The organism is Nocardia canadensis (assembly GCF_032656385.1).
Taxonomy (GTDB): domain Bacteria; phylum Actinomycetota; class Actinomycetes; order Mycobacteriales; family Mycobacteriaceae; genus Nocardia; species Nocardia canadensis.
On record NZ_JAVCWB010000004.1, the window covers coordinates 302159 to 322758 of the forward strand.

At 70.3% G+C, this 20600-nt stretch carries 18 protein-coding genes; 6 read left to right on the top strand and 12 right to left on the bottom strand.

What is annotated here, in order from left to right:
• Positions 1–5: 5 nt before the first annotated feature.
• On the top strand, positions 6–1592 hold the full coding sequence (locus Q7X29_RS10200; protein WP_316573896.1) for an FAD-dependent oxidoreductase: 1587 nt from the start codon (positions 6–8) through the stop codon (positions 1590–1592).
• A gap of 66 nt (positions 1593–1658) precedes the next feature.
• Here Q7X29_RS10200 and Q7X29_RS10205 read toward each other — a convergent pair whose 3' ends face one another.
• Positions 1659–2420 carry an SDR family oxidoreductase gene (locus Q7X29_RS10205; protein WP_218717383.1) on the bottom strand — a complete coding sequence of 254 codons (762 nt, stop codon included), beginning with the start codon at positions 2418–2420 and terminating at the stop codon, positions 1659–1661.
• Positions 2421–2945: 525 nt separating this feature from the next.
• Between Q7X29_RS10205 and Q7X29_RS10210 the strand changes: the two genes are divergently transcribed.
• Together Q7X29_RS10210 and Q7X29_RS10215 are read left to right on the top strand one after the other, a co-directional pair.
• Positions 2946–5171, top strand: a complete 2226-nt coding sequence (locus Q7X29_RS10210; RefSeq protein ID WP_316573897.1) for an Hsp70 family protein — start codon at positions 2946–2948, stop codon at positions 5169–5171.
• A 96-nt stretch (positions 5172–5267) separates the two neighbouring features.
• A complete protein-coding gene (locus tag Q7X29_RS10215) occupies positions 5268–6068 on the top strand; it encodes an HAD hydrolase family protein (protein WP_316573898.1) in 801 nt (266 codons plus the stop codon).
• Positions 6069–6072: 4 nt separating this feature from the next.
• Here the strand turns inward: Q7X29_RS10215 and Q7X29_RS10220 are convergent, their stop codons facing one another.
• On the bottom strand, positions 6073–6495 hold the full coding sequence (locus Q7X29_RS10220) for a VOC family protein (protein WP_218717380.1): 423 nt from the start codon (positions 6493–6495) through the stop codon (positions 6073–6075).
• A 90-nt stretch (positions 6496–6585) separates the two neighbouring features.
• On the opposite strand from Q7X29_RS10220, the gene Q7X29_RS10225 reads away from it, so the two are divergent.
• The gene (locus Q7X29_RS10225; protein ID WP_218717379.1) at positions 6586–7524 is read left to right on the top strand and encodes a helix-turn-helix transcriptional regulator; all 939 of its coding nucleotides are present in this window, start codon (positions 6586–6588) and stop codon (positions 7522–7524) included.
• A 45-nt stretch (positions 7525–7569) separates the two neighbouring features.
• Here Q7X29_RS10225 and Q7X29_RS10230 read toward each other — a convergent pair whose 3' ends face one another.
• Positions 7570–8259, bottom strand: a complete 690-nt coding sequence (locus Q7X29_RS10230) for an SGNH/GDSL hydrolase family protein (RefSeq protein WP_218717378.1) — start codon at positions 8257–8259, stop codon at positions 7570–7572.
• 10 nt (positions 8260–8269) lie between these two features.
• Positions 8270–9688: an MFS transporter gene (locus Q7X29_RS10235; RefSeq protein WP_316573899.1), complete on the bottom strand. Its 1419-nt coding sequence runs from the start codon at positions 9686–9688 to the stop codon at positions 8270–8272.
• A 104-nt stretch (positions 9689–9792) separates the two neighbouring features.
• Here Q7X29_RS10235 and Q7X29_RS10240 point away from each other — a divergent pair, with 104 nt between their 5' ends.
• Positions 9793–10401, top strand: coding sequence for a TetR/AcrR family transcriptional regulator (locus tag Q7X29_RS10240; protein WP_316573900.1), 609 nt, complete (start codon positions 9793–9795; stop codon positions 10399–10401).
• Positions 10402–10466: 65 nt separating this feature from the next.
• Here the strand turns inward: Q7X29_RS10240 and Q7X29_RS10245 are convergent, their stop codons facing one another.
• The 8 genes from Q7X29_RS10245 to Q7X29_RS10280 form a co-directional block, all read right to left on the bottom strand.
• Positions 10467–11420: a hypothetical protein gene (locus Q7X29_RS10245; RefSeq protein WP_316573901.1), complete on the bottom strand. Its 954-nt coding sequence runs from the start codon at positions 11418–11420 to the stop codon at positions 10467–10469.
• Positions 11421–11532: 112 nt separating this feature from the next.
• Positions 11533–12102 (bottom strand): hypothetical protein, encoded by a 570-nt coding sequence (locus Q7X29_RS10250; protein ID WP_255587403.1) that lies wholly within the window; start codon positions 12100–12102, stop codon positions 11533–11535.
• 127 nt (positions 12103–12229) lie between these two features.
• Entirely contained in the window at positions 12230–13057 is an 828-nt protein-coding gene (locus Q7X29_RS33035) for a pentapeptide repeat-containing protein (protein WP_394358676.1), read from the bottom strand.
• Positions 13058–13931: 874 nt separating this feature from the next.
• A complete protein-coding gene (locus Q7X29_RS10260; protein WP_316573903.1) occupies positions 13932–14717 on the bottom strand; it encodes a sirohydrochlorin chelatase in 786 nt (261 codons plus the stop codon).
• Complete coding sequence (locus Q7X29_RS10265) at positions 14717–16012, bottom strand: sulfate adenylyltransferase subunit 1 (protein WP_218717371.1); 1296 nt, start codon at positions 16010–16012, stop codon at positions 14717–14719. The genes Q7X29_RS10260 and Q7X29_RS10265 overlap by 1 nt, the downstream gene beginning before the upstream one ends.
• A gap of 82 nt (positions 16013–16094) precedes the next feature.
• Positions 16095–17054, bottom strand: coding sequence for a sulfate adenylyltransferase subunit CysD (cysD, locus tag Q7X29_RS10270; protein ID WP_255587402.1), 960 nt, complete (start codon positions 17052–17054; stop codon positions 16095–16097).
• A 72-nt stretch (positions 17055–17126) separates the two neighbouring features.
• A complete protein-coding gene (locus Q7X29_RS10275) occupies positions 17127–17846 on the bottom strand; it encodes a phosphoadenylyl-sulfate reductase (protein ID WP_218717370.1) in 720 nt (239 codons plus the stop codon).
• 20 nt (positions 17847–17866) lie between these two features.
• A complete protein-coding gene (locus tag Q7X29_RS10280) occupies positions 17867–19657 on the bottom strand; it encodes a nitrite/sulfite reductase (RefSeq protein WP_316573904.1) in 1791 nt (596 codons plus the stop codon).
• A gap of 434 nt (positions 19658–20091) precedes the next feature.
• Here Q7X29_RS10280 and Q7X29_RS10285 point away from each other — a divergent pair, with 434 nt between their 5' ends.
• Complete coding sequence (locus Q7X29_RS10285) at positions 20092–20520, top strand: SgcJ/EcaC family oxidoreductase (protein ID WP_316573905.1); 429 nt, start codon at positions 20092–20094, stop codon at positions 20518–20520.
• Positions 20521–20600 lie beyond the last annotated feature (80 nt).

Sequence of the window (20600 nt, forward strand, 5' to 3'; positions counted from 1 at the left end):
GCAATATGCCATACGTCGTTACCCAGTCATGCTGTAGTGACGCCTCGTGCGTCTACGCATGCCCGGTGAACTGCATTCATCCGACCCCGGATGAGCCGGACTTCCTCAGCGCGGAGATGCTCTACGTCGATCCGGCGGCATGCGTGGACTGTGGCGCCTGCGCCACCGCGTGCCCCGTCGACGCGATCACCTCCTCGAAGAAGCTGACCGAAGAGCAGAAGCCCTTCATCGAGATCAACGCCGACTTCTACCGCGTGCAGCGGGACCGGCCGACGTTGGCTCGCCCGGTGATGCCGCCCGCGATCGACACGCAGCGTTCGCCGCTGCGCGTCGCCATCGTGGGGTCGGGCCCGTCGGCGATGTACGCCGCCGACGAGCTGCTGACCCAGCCCGGTGTCTCGGTCACGATGTTCGACCGGCTGCCGCAGGCCTACGGGCTGGCCCGGCTCGGCGTCGCGCCCGATCACAAGCGCACCCGTCAGGTCGCCGATCTGTTCGACGTGATGTCGAAGCAGGAGGACTTCGGTACCTACCTCGACGTCGAGATCGGCACCCACGTCAGCCATGCCGAGCTGCTGGAGTACTTCCACGGCGTCATCTACGCCGTGGGCGCGTCGGCGGATCGCAAGCTGGGCATTCCGGGTGAGGGCCTGCCGGGCAACGTGTCGGCCACCGACTTCGTCGCCTGGTACAACGGTCACCCCGACCACGCCGAGGACCGGTTCGACCTGAACCAGAAGCGCGTCGTGATCGTCGGCAACGGCAACGTCGCTCTCGACGTGGCCCGCATCCTGACCGTCGACCCGGCCACCCTGGCCGACACCGACATCGCGCCCTACGCGTTGAAGGCGTTGCGCGAGAGCAAGATCGAAGAGGTTGTGATCCTGGGTCGTCGTGGCCCGGCGGAATCGGCCTTCACGGTGCCCGAGTTCGTCGGCCTGCTGGCCGCCGACATCGACATCGCGATCGACGGTGAGCTGCCCGAGGTGACCCCCGAGCTGCCGTACAAGGTCGAGCAGAAGCTGCGTCTGCTGCACAGCGTCGCGCGGCGTCCGTTCGGTGAGCGTAAGCGCATCGTGTTCCGCTACCTGTCCTCGCCGGTGGAGATCCTCGGTACCGACACGGTGACCGGAGTGCGGGTCGAGCGCAACGAGCTGGTCACCGACGCCGAAGGCCGCACCAGTGCGGTGGCGACCGGGGACACGGATCTGCTGGAAGCGGGTGTCGTGCTCACCTCGGTCGGCTACCGAGGGGTGCCGACCAAGGATCTGCCGTTCGACGACGCTCGCGGCGTCATCCCGAACGAGCAGGGCCGGGTGCTGACCGCGCCCGGGGGCGAGGTCGTCGCCGGCACGTACGTGACCGGCTGGATCAAGCGTGGTCCGACCGGCTTCATCGGCACCAACAAGTCCTGCGCGCAGGAGACGGTGCAGCAGCTGGCCGCGGACTTCAACGCCGGCAAGCTGCGCGCGCCGGCGCGCGACGCGCAGGAGTTCGACCGGCTGGTGCGTGCCCGCCGACCCCAGGCGCGCGCCGGTGGCGCCGCGGTGCCCCACGGGGGACCGATCAAGCGCCTGCTGGCTCGCGGCTGACGCGACCGGCGACAGCGCCGAGGCCCGCCCCGTCGTCTGGGAACGACGCGGCGGGCCTTCGGCGTCCTACTGGGCGGTGAAGCCGCCGTCCACCGTGACCGCCGCCCCGGTGACGAAGGACGCCTCGCCGCTGAGCAGGAAGGCGCACAGCGCCGCGATCTCGTCGGGCCGGGCGATCCGCCCGATCGGGTGCAGCGCCGCGATCGCGGCCTCGCCCTCGGGCGTGGCGCCCATCGAGGCACGGAAGGCGGGGGTGTCGACCGCGCCGGAGACCAGCGCGTTCACCCGTACGCCCGCCGCCGCGGTCTCCAGCGCCACCGACCTGGTCAGACCGACGACGCCGTGCTTGGCCGCCACATACGGCGCCACCGAGGCCATCCCGACCACGCCGAGGTTGGAGGCGTTGTTCAGGATCGCGCCGCCGCCCGAAGCGGTGATCGCCGGCACCTGGTGCCGGAGCCCGTGGAACACCCCGGTGAGGTTCAGGTCGAGTTCGGCGCGCCAGGACGCGTCGTCGATCTCGGCCACCCCACCGAACGCGGTGACCGCGCCCGCGTTGTTGAACGCCGCGTCGAGCCTGCCGTACTCGGTGAGCGCCGCCTGGGTGAGCCGCTCGACATCGGCGTCGACGGTGACATCGGTGGGCACGAACAACGCCCGGCCGCCGGCCGCTCGAATCTGTTCGGCGACCCGCTCGCCCTGATCCTTGCCCCGCGAGCCGAGCACGACCGCGGCGCCTTCGGTGGCGACCCGCAGCGCGACCGCCCTGCCGATGCCGGAACCGGCGCCGGTGACGAGGACGACCTGGTCGGCGAAACGAGTGGACATCGCTATTCCCTTCTCTCCCTGGCATTTCGGAGCACGACTCGGTGTCACTCCGTGCTTCGAGTCAACCGCGGCCGCCGGGCGGGCGCTGGCGGGTATCGGCCGTGACGTTGACGCGTCATAGCATTTGGCGTGTACTTCGGTATGTGGCACCCGAATTCGGCGAATGGCTTAATGCTGATGGCGGGAAAAGAATTGATTACCAGTCGGTAAGTGCGTTAATCACGGCCTGAAACAGACCGTAGGAATGTATTCGGCAGGCGCCCAAGTTGATTACTCGCAAGTAGCTGTATCTCGGAGTCTGTCAGTAGCTTTGGCAACGTTCAGGGGACTGGACGTCTGTCCGTATATCGGCTTACCTGGGGAGATCCCCTAACAAGGGTCAAAGGTCACGTGTTTCGTATCAATCAGGCAGCAATTCGGCTTTGGGCCGGTTAATCTGTGCGAGCTGTTTGGAAGACGACCGCGGCCACATGGTGCGCTCGCGTGCTGGACGTGGTCACGGTGCGTTGACGGGATAGCAAATACATGACCAGAGGTCTGGGCTTAAGCATCGGTACGGTCAATGCGATTTCGGCGGTGGTGGCCGATGATCCGACCAAGCCGACGGTGCGCACACGGCGTACCGCACTCACCTTCGACGACGCGGGTCGGCCCCGCATCGGAGCCATCAATGAATTCGCTTCGGCGATCACCGATTTCGCGGACCTGAGCCGCGAGCCGGAGCCGATGGTGATCGGTGGTCGCTTCTTCTCGGCGACCAACTTGATCGCCGCAGTGGTCACCGGCCTGATCGAACTGGCCGAACCGGCCGCCGGTGCCGTATTGACTTATCCGGCAGTGTATTCCGACAAGCAGGTCGCGCTGCTCGGACAGGCGCTGCACCTGGCGGGCGCCGGTCAGGTGCTCCTGGCGCCGGAGCCGGTCGCCGCGGCCGAATGGCTGGAGGCCGACCAGGGTCCGCTGGCGCCGGGCTTCGTGCTCGTCTACGACCTGGGCGCGAACAGCCTGGACCTGACCGTGCTGCGCGTCGGGCCGGACTGGCCGCACCATCCGATGGTGGGAACCCCGGTGCGCTCCACCGACTTCGGCGGCAAGCCGCTCGGTGAGATGGTCGCCCGCTACGCCGGGTCGGGCAAGGTGGGCCGTGCGGCGCCGACGCTCACCTCGATGGTGAACACCGACGCGCTGCGCGCCGAACACATCCGCGATACCTTCCCGCTGGTCAGCAAGACCGTGGCGGCGGCAGGTCTGCGCCTGGCCGATCTCTCGCGCATCCTGGTGGTCGGCGGTGCCTCGCGGCCGCCGGAGGTCGCGCGCACGCTGGCCGAACTCGGCGTCCCGTTGGTCACCGTCGCCGATCCGGGTCAGGTGGTCGCCGCAGGCGCCGCCGCGCTCGCGGCTCGGACCTTCGCGCCGGTGCAGCAGGGTGGTCCCTCGGCGCCGCACGTCGCCGTGTTCTCCAGCGCGGCGGTCGTTTCCGCGCTCGCCATGTCGGCGATGACGGTGTTCGGCAGTCCCTTCGACCCGGGTCTGACCCCGGTGCTCGACCGGTTCCCGGCCCTGGGCGCGCCCGCCGAAGCCCTGCTCTACGACATGAGCGCCGACCTCGTCGCCGCGCAGAACAGCAGCCTGCTCGGCGCTGTCGACCCGATCACCGGCCGGGTCCGCGTGGCCGGCGCCGCCATCGCGCAGAGCGCGTACGAGAGGATCGTCGCCCCCGCCAACGCGGCCCGTGGCAAGACCGCTGACGGCGGCGAACGCGGCGGATCGGACCGTCAGACCACGAGCGAGGAGTGTCGTTCACCGCTTCTCGCGCGGTCGACCTACGGTGATCCGGCGCGCTTCATCAACCCGCTGCCTTTCCGGCTCGGTACCCCCGCGCAACCGTCGAATGTGCCGACCGCGCCGAGCGATATCCCCGGAGGTGGCCCCATCACCGGTTCCGGACCCAGTGCTCCCTCGGTGCCTGCCCCGGGCACACCGGCCGCGCCCGGCGCCACCACTCCCGGTACCGACCCGTCGACGCCGGGCGGTACGACCGCGCCGTCCACCGACACCGGCGCCTCGGCACCCACCGGCGGAACCGACACGGGCACAGCGCCTTCCGGTGGCGCGACGACCGGCGGCACGACCGGCGGCACCGAGACCGGCGGCAGCACGGGTGGCACGACCGGCGGGACGACGGAAGGCGGTTCGACCGTCGGCGGCACCACCGGCGGCAGCACTTCCGGCGGTGGAACCACCGGCGGCTCCGACACCTCCGGTACCGGTGGCACCTCCAGCGGTGGCACCGGCGGTGCGTCCGGCGGTGGCTCCGACAGCGGCGCCTCCGGTGGTGGCGCTTCCGGCGGAAGTGCTTCCGGTGGAAGTGATTCCGGTGGCGGTGCGTCCGGTGGCGGTGCCGCGGGCGGCGGTGACTCCGGTGGCGGTGCTTCGGGCGGGGGTGCCTCGGGTGGGGGCGCGTCGAGTGGGGGTGCTTCGGGCGGTGGTGCTTCCGGTGGAAGTGACTCGGGCGGTGCTGCTTCCGGTGGTGGCGCCTCGAGCGGCGGGTCCGGCGCCTCGTCCGGCGGCGGGGCCTCGTCCGGAGGCGCGGCCTCCAGCGGAGCCTCGTCCGGGGGAGCTTCGTCCGGCGGTGCCTCGGGCGGTGGTGCTTCCAGCGGCGGCGCGTCCTCCGGCGGGTCCAAGGGTGGTGGCATGAGTGGCGGCGCCGGAGGTGGTGGCGGCGGTGGCGGCGGTGGTTCGCGCCGCTGACCCCGGGCTGACCCGCCCACCCCTGTCCCTTGATCGTGGCTGGTAGGGCTGGTGAATTCTCGGGTGGGTGTCGGTGGGGGCGGGCACAATGGGCTGATGGCATTACTCGGGGGAGCGCCGAAACTGATCGCGCTCGATGTAGACGGAACCCTGTTGGCGACGGGGTTCGAAGTGAGCGCGCGGGTCTCGGCGGCAGTGGCGGCCGCGGTGGCGGCGGGGGCGCACGTGGTGGTGACCACCGGGCGCACCCTGCTGACCACGCGGCCGGTGCTGAAGGAACTGGGGCTCACCGAAGGACACGCGTTGTGCTCCAACGGCGCCGTGCATATCGATGTGGCGCGGGGCGAGCCGGTCGCGGTGCAGTCGTTCGACCCGGCACCCGCCATCCACGCCTTGCGTGCGCTGTTCCCGGACATGGTCTTCGCGGCCGAGCGAGTGGGGGAGGGCACCTGGGCGACGGGACACGGACCGGGAGAGTTCTCCATCGGTGAGTTCCTGCTCGTCGACCATCAGATGCTGGGCAGCGCACCGACTCCGCGACTCAACGGCTGGTGGCCCGGCGGCACCATCGAGGAGATGCTGCACCTGCTCGCCTCGCTGGAGGTGCCCGACGCCTCGTGGGTGCACGGCGAATTCGGGCCGTGGGTCACGGTATCGCGCCGGGGTGTCTCCAAAGGCTGGGCGCTGGAACGACTCCGGCTCGCGCTCGGCATCCCGCCGGACGCCACTCTCGCCATCGGCGACGGCTTCAACGACCGCGAAATGCTGCGCTGGGCCGCGCATTCCGTCGCGATGGCGGGCTCGCCGGACTCGGTGCTCGCCCTGGCCGACGAGGTGACCGGCGACGTGACCGAGGACGGTGTCGCCACCGTCCTCGAGCGCTGGTTCGCCGCCTGATGGGCTAGGCGGAGGCCGCCGCCCGCGACGCGGCCGTCATCGCGACGAAGTGCGGATTGCTCATGATCCCGAGGACATTGCCGAACGGATCGAGCACCGCCGCGGTCGCGAACCCCGCGCCTTCGCCGCGTTCGGTGATCGGCTCGTACTCGGTGGCCCCGAGCGCGAGCAGCCGGGCGAAGGTGGCGGCGAGATCGTCGACATGCCAGAACACGACACCGCCGCCACCGGGTGCGTTGCGAGCGCCCGCCGGCGCGTAGGCGCGGTTGATGAGGCCGAGCTCGGCCTGCATCGGCCCGACCCGGAACTCGTAGTAGCCGCCCGGCACCTCGTAATACGGGGCCAGGCCGAGGAACTCGGTGTACCAGTCCTTGGCGGCGGTGAGGTCGTCGGCGTAGTAGGTGGTGGTCGCCATTCCCTGCAGCATGTCTGCTCCCGATGTCGTCGTTGTGGTGAGAACGACTTTGCCAGGCAAAGTGCTCACCGAATGAGCACTTTGTTGGGCAGAATCACGAGTATGCGAGCGGACAGATTGGTGGCCACCCTGCTGTTGATGCAGGCGCGTGGCCGGGTGACGGCCGCCGAGGTCGCCACCGAGTTGGAGGTCTCGGTGGCGACTGCCCGCCGCGACCTGGAGGCACTGTCGGCTGCGGGTATCCCGGTGTATCCCCAGGCGGGCCGTGGCGGTGGCTGGTCGCTGGTCGGCGGTGCCCGCACCGATCTGTCCGGCCTGACCGCGGGCGAGACCAGGGCGCTGTTCCTGCTGGCCGGTCCGGCCGCGCAGGCCGCGCCGGAGGTGAAGTCCGCGCTGCGCAAGCTGGTGCGGGCTCTGCCGCAGACCTTCCGGGCGGACGCGGCCGCGGCGGCCGACGCGGTCGTCGTCGATCCCGCCCGCTGGGGCCGACCGGATCCCGAACCCCCCGCGGTTCTGCCCCTGCTGCAACGGGCAGTGGTCGATCGTCGGCAGGTCCGGATGGAGTACTCGCGGGCCGGGGAGCGCACCGTCCGCGTGGTGCATCCGTGGGGCTTGGTGGAGAAGGAAACGGTCTGGTACCTGATCGCGGGCACCGAGCGTGGTCGCCGGACCTTCCGGCTGGACCGGGTCGGCGCGGTCACCGTCCTCGACGAGACCGCCGATCGCCCCGCGGATTTCGACCTCTCGGCCGAATGGGCGCGGATCGTCACCCGGATGGAGCAGCGGCGGGCCGCCGTCGCCGCGACGGTACTGGTGTCGGCGACACTGGCGCCGATCCTGGCCGATCAGCAGGGCCGCAACTGCACCCTGCTCGGGCCGGTGGACGACGGCCGGGTCCAGGCCAGCGTCACCGCCGACACCGCGAAGATGGTCGCCCGGCAACTGGCGGGCTGGGGCGCCGACGTCGAAGTCGTCGGGCCACCGGAAGTCCGGGCCGAGCTCGTCGCCCTCGGCACCGAGCTGGTGCGCGGCAACAGCTGAGCGGCCGTGGTGCCGGCGGGACGCGCCGCCGACACCACGGACGGTCTAGCGCTCGAGCCGCGCGGCCAGTGCCCGCACCACCTCGGTCGCCACGACCGCGTGACCGCTCGTCGTGAAATGGATGAGATCGGCGCTCATCAGACTCGGCCGCGTCCGCACCGGGTGCTCCCAGAACTCGGTCAGCACGGCGTCGAAGTCGGCGGCCACCGCCCGCACCACCTCGTTCATCTCGGCCATGCGCGGACGCATCGGACGCATCGGCGCCATCCGCTCGATCGCCCACACATCGGCCACCGTGAACACCGACAGCTGCGCTCCCGTCGCGGCCAGCGCGGCGAACATCGCCGAGAGGTTGTTCCGCAGCCGCTCCGGGTCGCCGCCCGCCTCGAACAGGTCGTTGCCCCCGCAGCTGATGTGCACGAGATCCGGTGCGAATTCCAGGATCTCGGGCAACTGATGCTGCCGGACCTGGGTGCTGGTCGCGCCGATCCGTCCCGTATTGCGGTACACCAGTGCGGGATTCACCGTCGCCAGGGTGGCGGCGACCCGGTCGGCCCAGCCTCGGGCCGCGTAGCCGGGGCTGGGATCGCCGGTACCCGCGGCGATCGAGTCGCCCAGCACGGCGAAGCGCTGCCAGGGGGCCGCACGCAGCAACTCGACCGCTTCGTCCGGGCGCAACAACAGCGGATCGTCGGCCTCGGTGTACTGCTCGGACAACGGTGTGGTGAAAGACATCTCGCGACTCCTAACGGGTAGTACGGGCCTGCGACGGGACGAGGAGCAGCAGTGCGACCGCGAGCCCGATCACCGCGCCGACGGCGAATACCGTGTGGAAGGCGCGCACCGCGTCGTCGGGCACCGCGGTGAAGACGGCGGCCAGCACCGCCACGCCGAGCGCGCCGCCCACCTGCCGGGCGGTCACGTTCATGCCGATACCGGCCGCGAACTGTTGCGGGGGCACCGAACTCGCGGCCGCGGTGCCGAGCACCGTGACCACGATGCCGATGCCGCCGCCGCCGAGCAGTCCGGCGGGTACCCATGCCGACCACAGCGCGGGATCGGTGCCGAACGCGTCGGTGCTCATCCAGGCCAGCGAGGCGGCGTACATCAGCGCGCCGACCACGCCGGCCCAGCGCTGGCCCCGCGGTGCGGTGATCCGGCCGACGATCACCGAGGTCACCATCGACGCCGCCGCGCCGACGGTCAGCGCCGCGGCCGATTCGAGCACCGAGTAGCCCCAGAGCGCGTCCAGGAACATCGGTCCGGCCAGCAGCCAGGCGAACATGGTCGCGCCGAAGAGCAGCGAGCCGGCATTGGCGAGCGCGAATTGCCGATTCCGCCACAGTGTTACGGCCACGGCCGGATCGGGGTGCCGCTTCGAGCGGGCCAGCGCGAACGTCACCAGTACGGCGCCACCGATGAGCGCCGCGAGCGTGACCGGGGCCGTCCAGCCCCAGCTCTGGCCCTCGGTGACCGCGGCGACGAGCGCGCCGAGGCCGAGCGCGACGGCGAGGGTGCCGAGCGGATCGGGCAGGGCGGTATCGCGGCGGGCATCGTCGGTGCTGGGCAGGCGCAGGCCGGGCACGATCAGCGCGAGCGCGATCGGCACGTTGACGAGGAAGATCGCGCGCCAGCCCAGGCTCTCGACGAGCGCGCCGCCGATGGCCGGACCGACCACCGCGGCGAATCCGCCCGCGGCCGTCCAGACGGCGATGGCGGAGCCGATCTTCGCGCGCGGCGTGGCCGCCAGCACCAGCGCGAGCGCGGCGGGCACCATGAACGCCGCCGTCATGCCCTGCAGGACGCGTCCGGCGATGAGCCAGCCCGCGCTCGGCGCGAGCCCGCACAGCAGCGAGGTGACGGCGAATCCCGCCAGTGCCAGGGCGAACATCCGGCGCCGTCCGAGGACGTCGGCCAGCCGGCCCGCCGGGGTCAGGAGCGCGGCGAAGGCGATCGCGTAGCCGCTGACGATCCAGGTCAGCGTGCTGGTCGCGGTGCCGGGGTAGGAGGTGGCGATGGTCGGGAACGCGATATTGACCACGGACAGGTCGATGAAGGCGATGAAGGCGGCGCCCGACGCCACGGCCAGGGTGCGGCCCGCGGCGCCGGTGTCGGGTGTCGTGCTGGTCGGCGAATCTTCGGGCCGAGCAGAAACGTCGGTCATGGGGAAGGTCCTTCACGGAGGAGAAATAAGAACGTACGATCGTTCGTAAATAAAAGTACGACCGATCGTTCGCCCATGCAAGAGGTGGTGGAACAATGGAGTTCATGACGCAGCTGTCCGAGTCCGGCGACCAACGACTGGCCAAGGGCGCGCGTGCCAGGGCGACCATCGCGCGCCGCGCCGCCGAACTCGCCTCCATCGAGGGGCTGGACGGCATCAGCATCGGCATGCTCGCCACCGACCTCGGGATCAGCAAGAGCGGCATCGCCACGCTGTTCGGCACCAAGGAGGCGCTACAGCTGGCCGCCGTGGCGACCGCCCGTGACGTATTCATCGAACGGGTGATCGCGCCGAGCCTGCGCGAACCACGCGGCGTCGGCCGGATCCGCACTCTGATCGACCGCTGGTTCGCCCACATCGAGGATCCGCCCTTCCCCGGCGGCTGTTTTCGCGTCGCCACGCTGACGGAGTACAGCAGCAAGGAGGGGCCGGTCCGCGATGCCGTGGTGGCCGACCATGACGAGTGGCTGGCGTTGCTCGCGGTCGAGATCCGCAAAGCGCAGGAAGTCGGCGACTTCGCCGGCGCCGATCCGGAACAGCTGGTGTTCGAGCTCGACGCGGTGGTGAGCGCGGCCAATATCGCTCGCCAGATCGGGGATTCGGCGCGGGTCGAGGCCGCGCGCGCCATCGCCGCGCGCCTGCTCGCGTCCTAGCCTGCCCCGGTAAACGCCGATGGCGTCGTCACCCGGGTCGGGTGACGACGCCATCGGTCGGCGGCTCAGTGGTGGTGTGCGTGTCCGGCGTGCGGGTCGTGCCGCGGCGTCGCGATGCCCGCGGTGAGCGTGAACGCCGCGGTGCGGACCACCTCCCCGTGCCGGAAATCGAGGAAGAGGCGGTAGGTGCCCGGGCCGGGAACCGCGGTGTGGAAGGTGATCTCGGGTCCGGCCGGGGTGACGCCGTCGCCCGGTTCACCGTTCGGGTGCACGTGTACGTAGGCGAGGTCGCCCGCGCGCAGGATCACCAGATGGCCGAAGGCAGCCAGGTAGGGCTGCAGATCCGTCACCGGCACACCATCTTTGCGCACGGTCAGGGTGAGCAGGTCGCCCTCGGTGCGCAGGTCGCCGTCGACGGTGACCTCGTACCCGTCGACCGTCGCGGTGCGCCCCACCGCCGGAACCGGCTGTGGCGCATAGTGACCCGCGATCGCGAGATCGGCGCCGAGGGTGATCGTGCGGCCGAGCGCGCGCGGCGCGATATCGGTGAAGACGCGGTAGGCGCCCGCCTCGGGGAGATCGAGGCGGATCACCCAGGTGCCATCGTCCTCGCGCACCGGATGGACGTGCCAGAACCCGGTCAGTTCCCGGCGCGCGACGATCAGATGGAGCTCGCGGTCGTGGATCGGGTCGAACTCGGTGACCGGCGCTCCGTCCGGCCCGAGGATCCGGAACCGGAAATCGATCCCGCCGGGCGCGGCGATCGTGGTGTCGAGGTCCAGGGTGTATCCGTCCTGGGTGACCAGCAGTCCGCCCGGCGCGCCCGCGCCGTGACCGGCGTGAGCGTCGCCGTGACCGGCGTGGGCCGGCTCGGCGGCGGCGTGCTTGCCGTGTCCCTGGTGTGCCGCGTGCGCGGTGGTATCGATGCCGTTGTCCGCGTGGTTGTTCCGGTGCGCGGCGGGCGCGGCGTCAGCGTGTCCGGCGTGGGTGTGGTGTCCGGCGTGGGCGTTGGTGGTCATCGTGGTCGCCTCTCTCTGTTCGCTGTGCGTTGCTACGAACATATACCCCTAGGGGGTATGTAGTGAAGAGTGATGACCTGTGGACTGGGTCACACCGGTCCGGGCGTCCGGGTCAGTGCTGGGCGTTCCAGAAGCCGATGGCGATGGCGCCCCACCAGCAGATCTGGGAGATCGCACCGGACGCGGCGCCCCAGGCCAGCAGTCGCGGCGGCAACGGCCCGGTGGTCCGCTCGGCCAGGCGCTTGCTCAGCACCGTCGCTTGTAGCCCGTTGACGGTAAGGATCGCGGTCAGCGCCATTTTGATCTGCGTCGGAGGCGAACCGAGATCGGGCTCGAGGACGCCACCGCTGACGACCAGCGTCGCCAGGCCCAACCAGATCGGCACGTGCATTCGGGACACGCCCGCCATCGCCTCGGCCAAGGTGCTGCGCCCGGTCAGCCACAGTGCGGTCAGGTAGTCGGCGATCAGCACCCCGCCGAACCCGAGCGTCAAGCCGGCCAGGTGGACGAACAACCCGGCGGTATGCAGCGCGGGGTCCGGGTGTACGTGGGTGGCCACCCACAGGACGCCGCCGAGCAGCGCCGTCGACCCGAGTGCCGCGGCGCCGATCAGCCACCAGGAATCGAGCAGGCCGATCGGCCGCTCGGGTTCCGGCGCCGGCCAGCGGCCGCCCCGCGGCATCGGGGCCGGGGTGTGAAGCGTGCCCCAGACCGTCGGCGCTGCCGCCGCATCAGGTCGAATGACCAGCAAGTTTTCCGGCATTGATGCCTCCGCCCGGTGTGTCCACAAGAGATTAGGGGAGGCTAAACTATTTCTTCGGGTCGGGTAAAGACGTTCCCGGCCGCTGTCGGCCGAGAGAGATTGGTGAGCGATGGTGGTCGGATGGGGAGTGTCCCTCGGTGCGCGCAATACCGTCTGCGTGGCGGTCGGCGGCGGCGATCCGGTGGTCCGGCGAGACCGGACCACCTCCCATGACGGCCGGATTCTCGGTTTCGCCGATCTGACCGTCGCCGGTGGGCTGCCGCAGGAGCCCCCGGCCGAAGAGCTGGTCGTCCGGGTCCTCGGCGCGACGATGGCCGCCCACGGTGCGGTGGCCGAGCACACCGTGTTGGCACACCCGGCGATTTACCGCGAGCGACACCTCGCCGCGCTGCGGCGCGAACTCGGGCGGGCGCGACTGGGCGAGGTCGCGCTGGTGGCCGAGCCGATCGCGGCAGCGGCGGCGCTCGATCGGCCGGACGAGAACGTCGATGCCGCAACGGATGTCGCGGCGCTGCTGGTGTACGACCTGGGTGCGACCTCGCTCGATCTCACGGTGGTCGTGCGTGACCGGCGGGGCCACCGGATCGCCGGCCGCCCCGCCCGGTCCTACGCCTTCGGTGGCCGCTCGACCGCCGCGGCGCTCGCGATCGCCGAGCACGACCTGGCGGGCGCGATGGAACCGGGCGCTGGGGAACTGGGTGCGATGGAACCGGACGCTACGGAACTGGCTGCGGCGGAACTGGGCGCGGCGGAACTGGGCGCGGCGGAACCGGGTGCGATGGAACTGGGCGCGGCGGAACCGGGTGCGATGGAACTGGGTGCGGGTTCGGATCCACGGCGCGCGATCGCGGTTCGTGCCCAGCTCGTCCGGGATTCACTGCCGCTCGTGCACGAATGTCTGCGCACCGCAGGGCTTTCCGTCGCACGTCTCGACGCGGTGCTGCTCGTCGGAGGCGCGGCAACCCCGGACGACGTCGCGCACACCCTGGCCGGTGCGCTGCGCTGTCCGGTTGTGCGCGAACGGGAGCCGGGCACCTCCATCGCCCGGGGTGCCGCGCTGCTCGGGGCCCGGCGCTCGGCGACGGGCACCGTGCTGGTTCCGGTGCGCCGACCGGTGTCGCGCGGTGCGTTCGTCGCGGCCGCCGTCGCCGTGCCTCTGCTGTTCTCGGTCGCGCTGGGGTTGTTGCGCGCCGATGACGGGCGGGGTGGCGCGATGGTCGCCGTGCCCGGCCGGGCGTTACCGGGCGAGCGGGTCGACGCGATACCGGGTTCCGTGCTGGTCGACGCACTGCCGGCGACCCTGTGGGCCGGGGCCGCTATGCGGCCGATCGGATCGATCAGGGCGCAGCCGGACCGGACCGTGGCCGATCCCTCCGTGGCCTCACCGATGCCGGGACCCTCGTCGGGGTACGCCGCCACGACCGAATCCAGTGGTTTCGTCGAGAGTTCGGCGAGTGTCCCCGTGACCTACTCGCCGACCGCCCCGGATTCGGCCGCACCAGGACCCGGCCTCCCGGCTGCCCCGGCCCCGTTGACTCTGACGCTCGAGATCCCTGCCCCACCGGAGACGCCAGACAGCCCGGTCGATCCCGGCCACGGTGTTCCGATCGACTACACCCCGACGTCGGTTCCCGGAGAAATTCCGGGTCAAGCCTCGGTAGCCCTGCCGGATTCGCTCGCCGAAGTCCCGCCCGTCCCTGTCGCGACGGCACCCGAACCGGGAGCATCACACCCCTGAGATCGGTTGTTCAGGCGGTCAGTTCCCACTCGGCGCCGACGGTCACGTCGTAGCGATCCCACACAACGGCGGCGAGCGACGGGTGGGTACCGAGCGTCGGGGCGTGGGTGGATTCCGGTGCGGCGGTATGCAACCGGTCGGTGAGCAGGCCAGGCGCCAGGAACCACGGCGCGACGACGACGTGCTCGGCGCCACGGTCACGCAGCCGATCGGTCGCCCCGCGGACGGTGGGTTCGCTGGTCGCGAAGCAGATCTCGGTGAGCAGGCCGGTGCGCCGGGCGATCCGCGCGGCCACGTCGGCGGTGCGTTCGTTGGCGCCGGGCCGCGTGGAACCGACCGCGGCGACGGCGATCCCGATCCGGCCCGCCGTGTCTTCGGGGATCGCCGCCATGATCCGGTCGCACAGCGCGTCGAGCAGGCGGGGGTCGGGGCCGAGGACATCGGCCTGATCCAACCGGAGCAGGGGATGCCTGCGCCGGGCCGTGTCGAGCAGGCCGGGCAGGTCGACGCGGGCGTGGAACGCGCTGCCCAGCAGCATCGGTACCACGATCGCGCGGGTGAACCCCAGCGCGGCCACCCCGTCGACGACCTGGTCGACAGACGGCGCGTTGAGATCGAGAAAGGCGAGCCGGACGGTCAGGTCCGGTCGCTGCGCGGCGACCAGATCGCGCACGGCCGCCGCGTTCGCCGCCGAACGCGGGTCACGGCTGCCGTGGGCGACCAGGATCAGCGCGGGCTCGCTCCCGCCGCGCGGGGCCACAACGGCACCACGCAGCGGGGCGAGCACGGGCGACATCAGACCGCGGTACCGACCTCGACCGAGGTCAGCACATCGCCGACCAGGCCGGCGGCGAGGGTGTTGCCACCGGCGGGATCGATCAGCAGGAACGACCCGGTGTGCCGGTTGGTGCGGTAGTCATCGGCCGGGATCGGCTCGGCCAGGCGCAGCGACACGCGGCCGATATCGTTGAGCTCCAGCGTCTCCGGGCTCGGCTCGGCCGTCAGGGTCTGCTCGTCGAAGCGCTCCACGAGCGCACCGACGATCGCCTGCGTGGTCTTGGCGCCGTGCTTGAGCAGCAGCCGGGCGCCGGGGCGCAGCGACTTGTCGCCGAGCCAGCACACGGTCGCGTCGAAGGTGTCGATCGCCTCCGGGGCGTCGGCCACCGAGGCGATGATGTCGCCGCGGGAGATGTCGACCTCGTCGGCCAGGATCAGCGTCACGCTGCGGCCCACCTGCGCGACGGCGAGTTCACCGTCGGGGGTATCGATGCGCTCGACGGTGGTGCGCTTGCCCGAGGGCAGCACCACGATCTCGTCACCGGGGGAGACCGAACCGGCCGCGATCTGACCCGCGTAGCCACGGTAGTCGGGGTACTCGGCGGTGCGCGGACGGATCACGTACTGCACCGGGAAGCGCAGGCCCAGGGCGTGCGTTCCGGTCGAATCCGCGTCCACCGGCACCGATTCCAGGTGCTCGATCAGCGACGGGCCGTCGTAGTACGGGGTGTTGTCCGAGCGGCTGGCGATATTGTCGCCGTGCAGCGCCGACACCGGGATCTCGAGGACGTCCTCATCGGCCCAGCCCAGCTTCGAGGTCAGCGCGTTGAACTCCGCGGAGATCGCGGCGAACACCTCGGCCGGATTGTCGACCAGGTCGATCTTGTTCACGGCCAGCACCAGCTTCGGCACACCCAGCAGCGCCAGCACGGCGGCGTGGCGACGGGTCTGCTCGATGACGCCCTTGCGCGCGTCGACCAGCAGGATCACCAGCTGCGCGGTGGACGCGCCGGACACCGTGTTGCGGGTGTACTGCACGTGACCGGGGGTGTCGGCCAGCACGAAAGACCGCTTGGGCGTGGCGAAGTAGCGGTACGCCACGTCGATGGTGATGCCCTGCTCACGCTCGGCGCGCAGGCCGTCGACGAGCAGCGACAGGTCCGGGGTGGACAGACCCTTGTCGACCGAGGCGCGGGTGACGGCGTCGATCTGATCGGCCAGCACGGACTTGGTGTCGTAGAGCAGCCGTCCGACCAGGGTGGACTTGCCGTCGTCGACAGAACCGGCGGTGGCCAGGCGAAGTAGGTCGCTCACTGTCGCGCCTCCGTCCGACCAGCGTGGCTGTGCCCATGGTCGTCGACAGAACCGGCGGTGGCCAGCCTCAATAGGTCGGACATCAGAAATAACCCTCTCGCTTGCGGTCTTCCATGGCGGCCTCGGACACGCGGTCGTCGCCACGGGTCGCACCACGTTCGGTCAGTCGGGACGCGGCGACCTCGGCCAGGATGGCCTCGTTGTCGGCGGCGTCGGAGATGATGGCGCCGGTGGTGGAACCGTCACCGACGGTGCGGTAGCGCACCGAGCGGGTCTCGAGGACCTCGTTCTCGGTCGGGCCGCCCCAGACGCCGGGGGTCATCCACATGCCGTCGCGCTGGTACACCGGGCGCTCGTGGGCGTAGTAGATGCTGGCCAGATCGATGTCCTCGCGGGCGATGTAGCGCCAGATGTCGAGCTCGGTCCAGTTGCTCAGGGGGAACACCCGCACGTGCTCGCCCGGGGCGTGCTTGCCGTTGTAGAGGTTCCACAGCTCGGGACGCTGGCGCTTCGGGTCCCACTGGCCGAAGGCGTTGCGCAGCGAGAAGATCCGCTCCTTGGCGCGCGAGCGCTCCTCGTCGCGGCGGCCGCCGCCGAAGACCGCGTCGAAGCGGTGCTCGGTGATGGCGTCGAGCAGCGGGACGGTCTGCAGCGGGTTGCGGATGCCGTCGGGGCGCTCGGTGAGGCGGCCGTCGGCCAGGTACTCCTCGACCGAGGCCACGTGCAGGCGCAGACCGTACTTCTCCACCACCTTGTCGCGGAACTCGAGCACCTCGTCCAGGTTGTGCCCGGTGTCGACGTGCAGCAGCGCGAACGGCAGCGGCGCGGGCCAGAAGGCCTTGAGCGCCAGATGCAGCAGCACGGTCGAGTCCTTGCCGCCGGAGAACAGGATCACCGGCCGCTCGAATTCGCCCGCGACCTCACGGAAGATGTGGATCGCCTCGGATTCCAGCGCCGCGAGGGTGTCGAACTCGGTCAGGCCGAGGTCGCGTTCGGTGGTGTTGGTACTCACAGGCTCACTCCCGGTGGTGGTGATGGTCATGCTGTGTCCTATCTGCATGCCCACGGCGCCCTTCGCGGTGACGCAGGCTTCCGCCTCCGGGCGCTGACGTGGTCATGACTGGTGCAATCCGCATTCGGTCTTGGCGAGGCCGGCCCAGCGTCCGCTGCGCGGATCGGACCCCGGCTCGGGCTTACGCGTGCACGGCGCGCAGCCGATGGACGGATAACCCTCCTCCACCAGGGGATTGACGAGGATGCCGTTGGCCTCGATGTAGGCCTGCATCTCGTCGTCGGACCACGGTGCGATCGGGTTGATCTTCACCAGTCCGAAGGCTTCGTCGAACGAGATCAGCGGTGCGTTGGCGCGGGTCGGCGCCTCGACGCGGCGGATACCGGTGACCCACGCGTTGTAGCCGGCGAGGGACTTCTTCAGGGGAACGACCTTACGCAACCGGCAGCATTCGGCGGCGTCGCGGGCGAACAGATCCTTGCCGAGCAGCTGATCCTGTTCGGTGACGCTGTGTTCGGGGCGCACGTTGATCACGTTCACGCCGTACACGGCCTCGACCGCGTCGCGGGTGCCGAGGGTCTCGGCGAAGTGGTAGCCGGTGTCGAGGAACAGCACGTCGACACCGGGCCGGGTCTGCGCGGCCAGGTGCACCAGCACGCCGTCCTGCATGTTGGAGGCGACGATGTAGCCGTTTCCGAATGTGCGGTCGGTCCAGGCGATCAGGTCGGCGGCCGAGGCCTCGGTACCGAGCTCGGCCGCGCCTTGCTCGGCGATGGACCGCAGCTCGTCCTCGGACAGCTTCGCGGCGAGATTCGTTGTCACAGTTGAGATCCCCTCATCCACTAGCGGAGGTCGGCCTCGTCGGCGCGCACGGCCCACACCGCGAACCGCTCACCGGCTTCCCGGTTCTTGACGAAGTTGCGGACGACGCGGTCGATGTAGTCACCGAGCTCGACGCTGGTCACCTTGTGCTGACGCAGCTTGCGGCCGAATCCGGAGTCCAGGCCGAGGCTGCCACCCAGGTGAACCTGGAAACCCTCGACCTGATTCCCGTTGCCGTCGTCGACGAGCTGACCCTTGAAGCCGATGTCGGCGATCTGGGACCGGCCGCAGGAATTCGGGCAGCCGTTGATGTTGATGGTGATCGGCACGTCGAGTTCGGCGTTGATGTCGGCCAGGCGCTGCTCGAGTTCCGGCGCGAGCACCTGCGAGCGCTTGCGGGTCTCGACGAAGGACAGCTTGCAGAACTCGATGCCCGAGCAGGCGAGCAGGTTGCGCCGCCAGATCGACGGGCGGGCCTGCAGACCCAGCGGCTCGAGCTCGTCGATCAGCGCGTCGACCTGGTCGTCGGCGATGTCGAGGATGATCAGCTTCTGGTACGGGGTGAAGCGGATGCGGTCCGAACCGTACCGCTCGGCGGCGTCGGCGACCTTGCTCAGGATGGTGCCCGAGACCCGACCGGCGATGGGGGAGAAGCCGACGGCGTTGAGTCCGTTGCGCAGCTTCTGCACGCCGACGTGGTCGATCGGCTTGGCGGGCTGCTCCGGGGCCGGACCGTCGATCAGCTTGCGCCCGAGGTACTCGTCCTCGAGCACCTGACGGAACTTCTCGATGCCCCAGTCCTTGATGAGGAACTTCAGACGGGCCTTGGTGCGCAGGCGGCGGTAGCCGTAGTCGCGGAACAGCGAGACCACGGCCTCCCACACGTCGGGCACCTCGTCGAGCGGCACCCACGCGCCGACCCGCTTGGCCAGCATCGGGTTGGTCGACAGGCCGCCGCCGACCCACAGGTCGAGGCCGGGGCCGTGCTCGGGGTGGTTCACGCCGACGAAGGCGACGTCGTTGATCTCGTGGACCACGTCCTGCTGGCCCGAGATCGCCGTCTTGAACTTGCGGGGAAGGTTGGAGTACTCCTTCTTCCCGATATAGCGCTCGACGATCTCGTCGATGGCCCAGGTCGGGTCGATGATCTCGTCGAGCGACTCACCGGCCAGCGGCGAACCGAGGACGACGCGGGGGCAGTCACCGCAGGCCTCGGTGGTGTGCAGGCCGACCGACTCGAGCCGTCGCCAGATCTCGGGGACGTTCTCGACCTCGATCCAGTGGTACTGGACGTTCTCGCGGTCCGACAGGTCGGCGGTGTCGCGGCCGAACTCGGTGGAGATGCCGCCGATGGTGCGCAGCTGGGCGACATTGAGCGCGCCGGCATCGCAGCGCACCCGCATCATGAAGTACTTGGCTTCGAGGATGTCGATGTTGTCGTCGTCGGTCCAGGTGCCGTCGTAGCCCTCTTCACGCTGGGTGTAGAGACCCCACCAGCGGAAGCGGCCACGCAGATCGGCCTTGTCGATCGAGTCGAAGCCGCCCTTGGCGTAGATGTTCTCGATGCGCGCGCGCACGTTGAGCGGGTTGTCGTCCTTCTTGGACTGCTCGTTCGGGTTCAGCGGCTCGCGGTAGCCGAGGGCCCACTGGCCTTCGGAGCGGCGGCGCACGGGCTTGCCGGTGCGCTCGCGCGGCGCGACGGGGGCTTCGCTGCGCGGCCGATCGGGCCGGACGCGGCGTTCGGCCGCCGGGCGCTCGGGGCGGGCCGGCGACGACTGTTCGGTCGAAGCGGCGTCGGTGCTCGACGTCATGTGGGGTCGCTCCTGCGGGGTGGGTGGTACATCCGTGCTGAAGGCGCGAGGGGCTGGCTCGCGTCAGGTGGTCAGCGGGCCGATGAAAGTCGATGGCACCGGGGGATACCCGGGCGTGGACGCCGCTGCGCTACCGGGGGAAACCGGGCCGACAACAGGCGCTGCAGACGCGCTGGAAGTCGACGTGGCGCCGGGCCACGAGTCGTACTCCAGTTGCGTGCATGGGCCTATTGTGCCATGTCAGCCGGGTCGTTCCGACCGCAAGGAGATATTTCCCGCACTTTTGAGGGAAATTCCCTGGACGGTCGTCCCGTTCTGTGACGGGGGTCATAGTTCACCCGCCGGAAGCGACCCGTGATTCGTCGTGGACCCTGGATGTGCGGTGCGGCACAGCGCGTTGACCTGGAGTCTCGTTGAGGTTGCAGAGTGGTCGCATGAGCAACGATGCCACCGTGACGGGGCAGACCCCCGTCGATCTGGAGGCCGAACTCGCGGCCGTCACCGCCGTCGTCGAGTCCATCGCCCACGCGCAGGCCAACGAACTGATCGACGAGTTCACCGCCGCCTTCCGGGCGGACGCGATCTGGACCACTGGACACGGCAAGCGGCTGTACGGCAGGCCCGCCATCGCCGAGTTCACCGCCCAGGTGCTGCCCGGCACCACCACCCACGGCAAGGCCACCTACGAGATCGAGCATGTGCTGTTCCTGCGGCCCGACGTCGCCGCCGTCAAGATCCGGCAGCGCTACTTCACCCTCGACGGGGAGCTGTCGGGGCAGGGCACGCCCCTGTACGTCATGACCAAGGAGGACGGTGCGTGGGTGCTCACCGCCAACCAGAACACCCCCGTGGTGGCCGACTGATCGTCGACCGGTGCCGGGGGCGGGCCCTGCGTGCCGGGTCCGAGGGGAGCCCGGCAGACTGGAGGGGTGACTATCAGCGC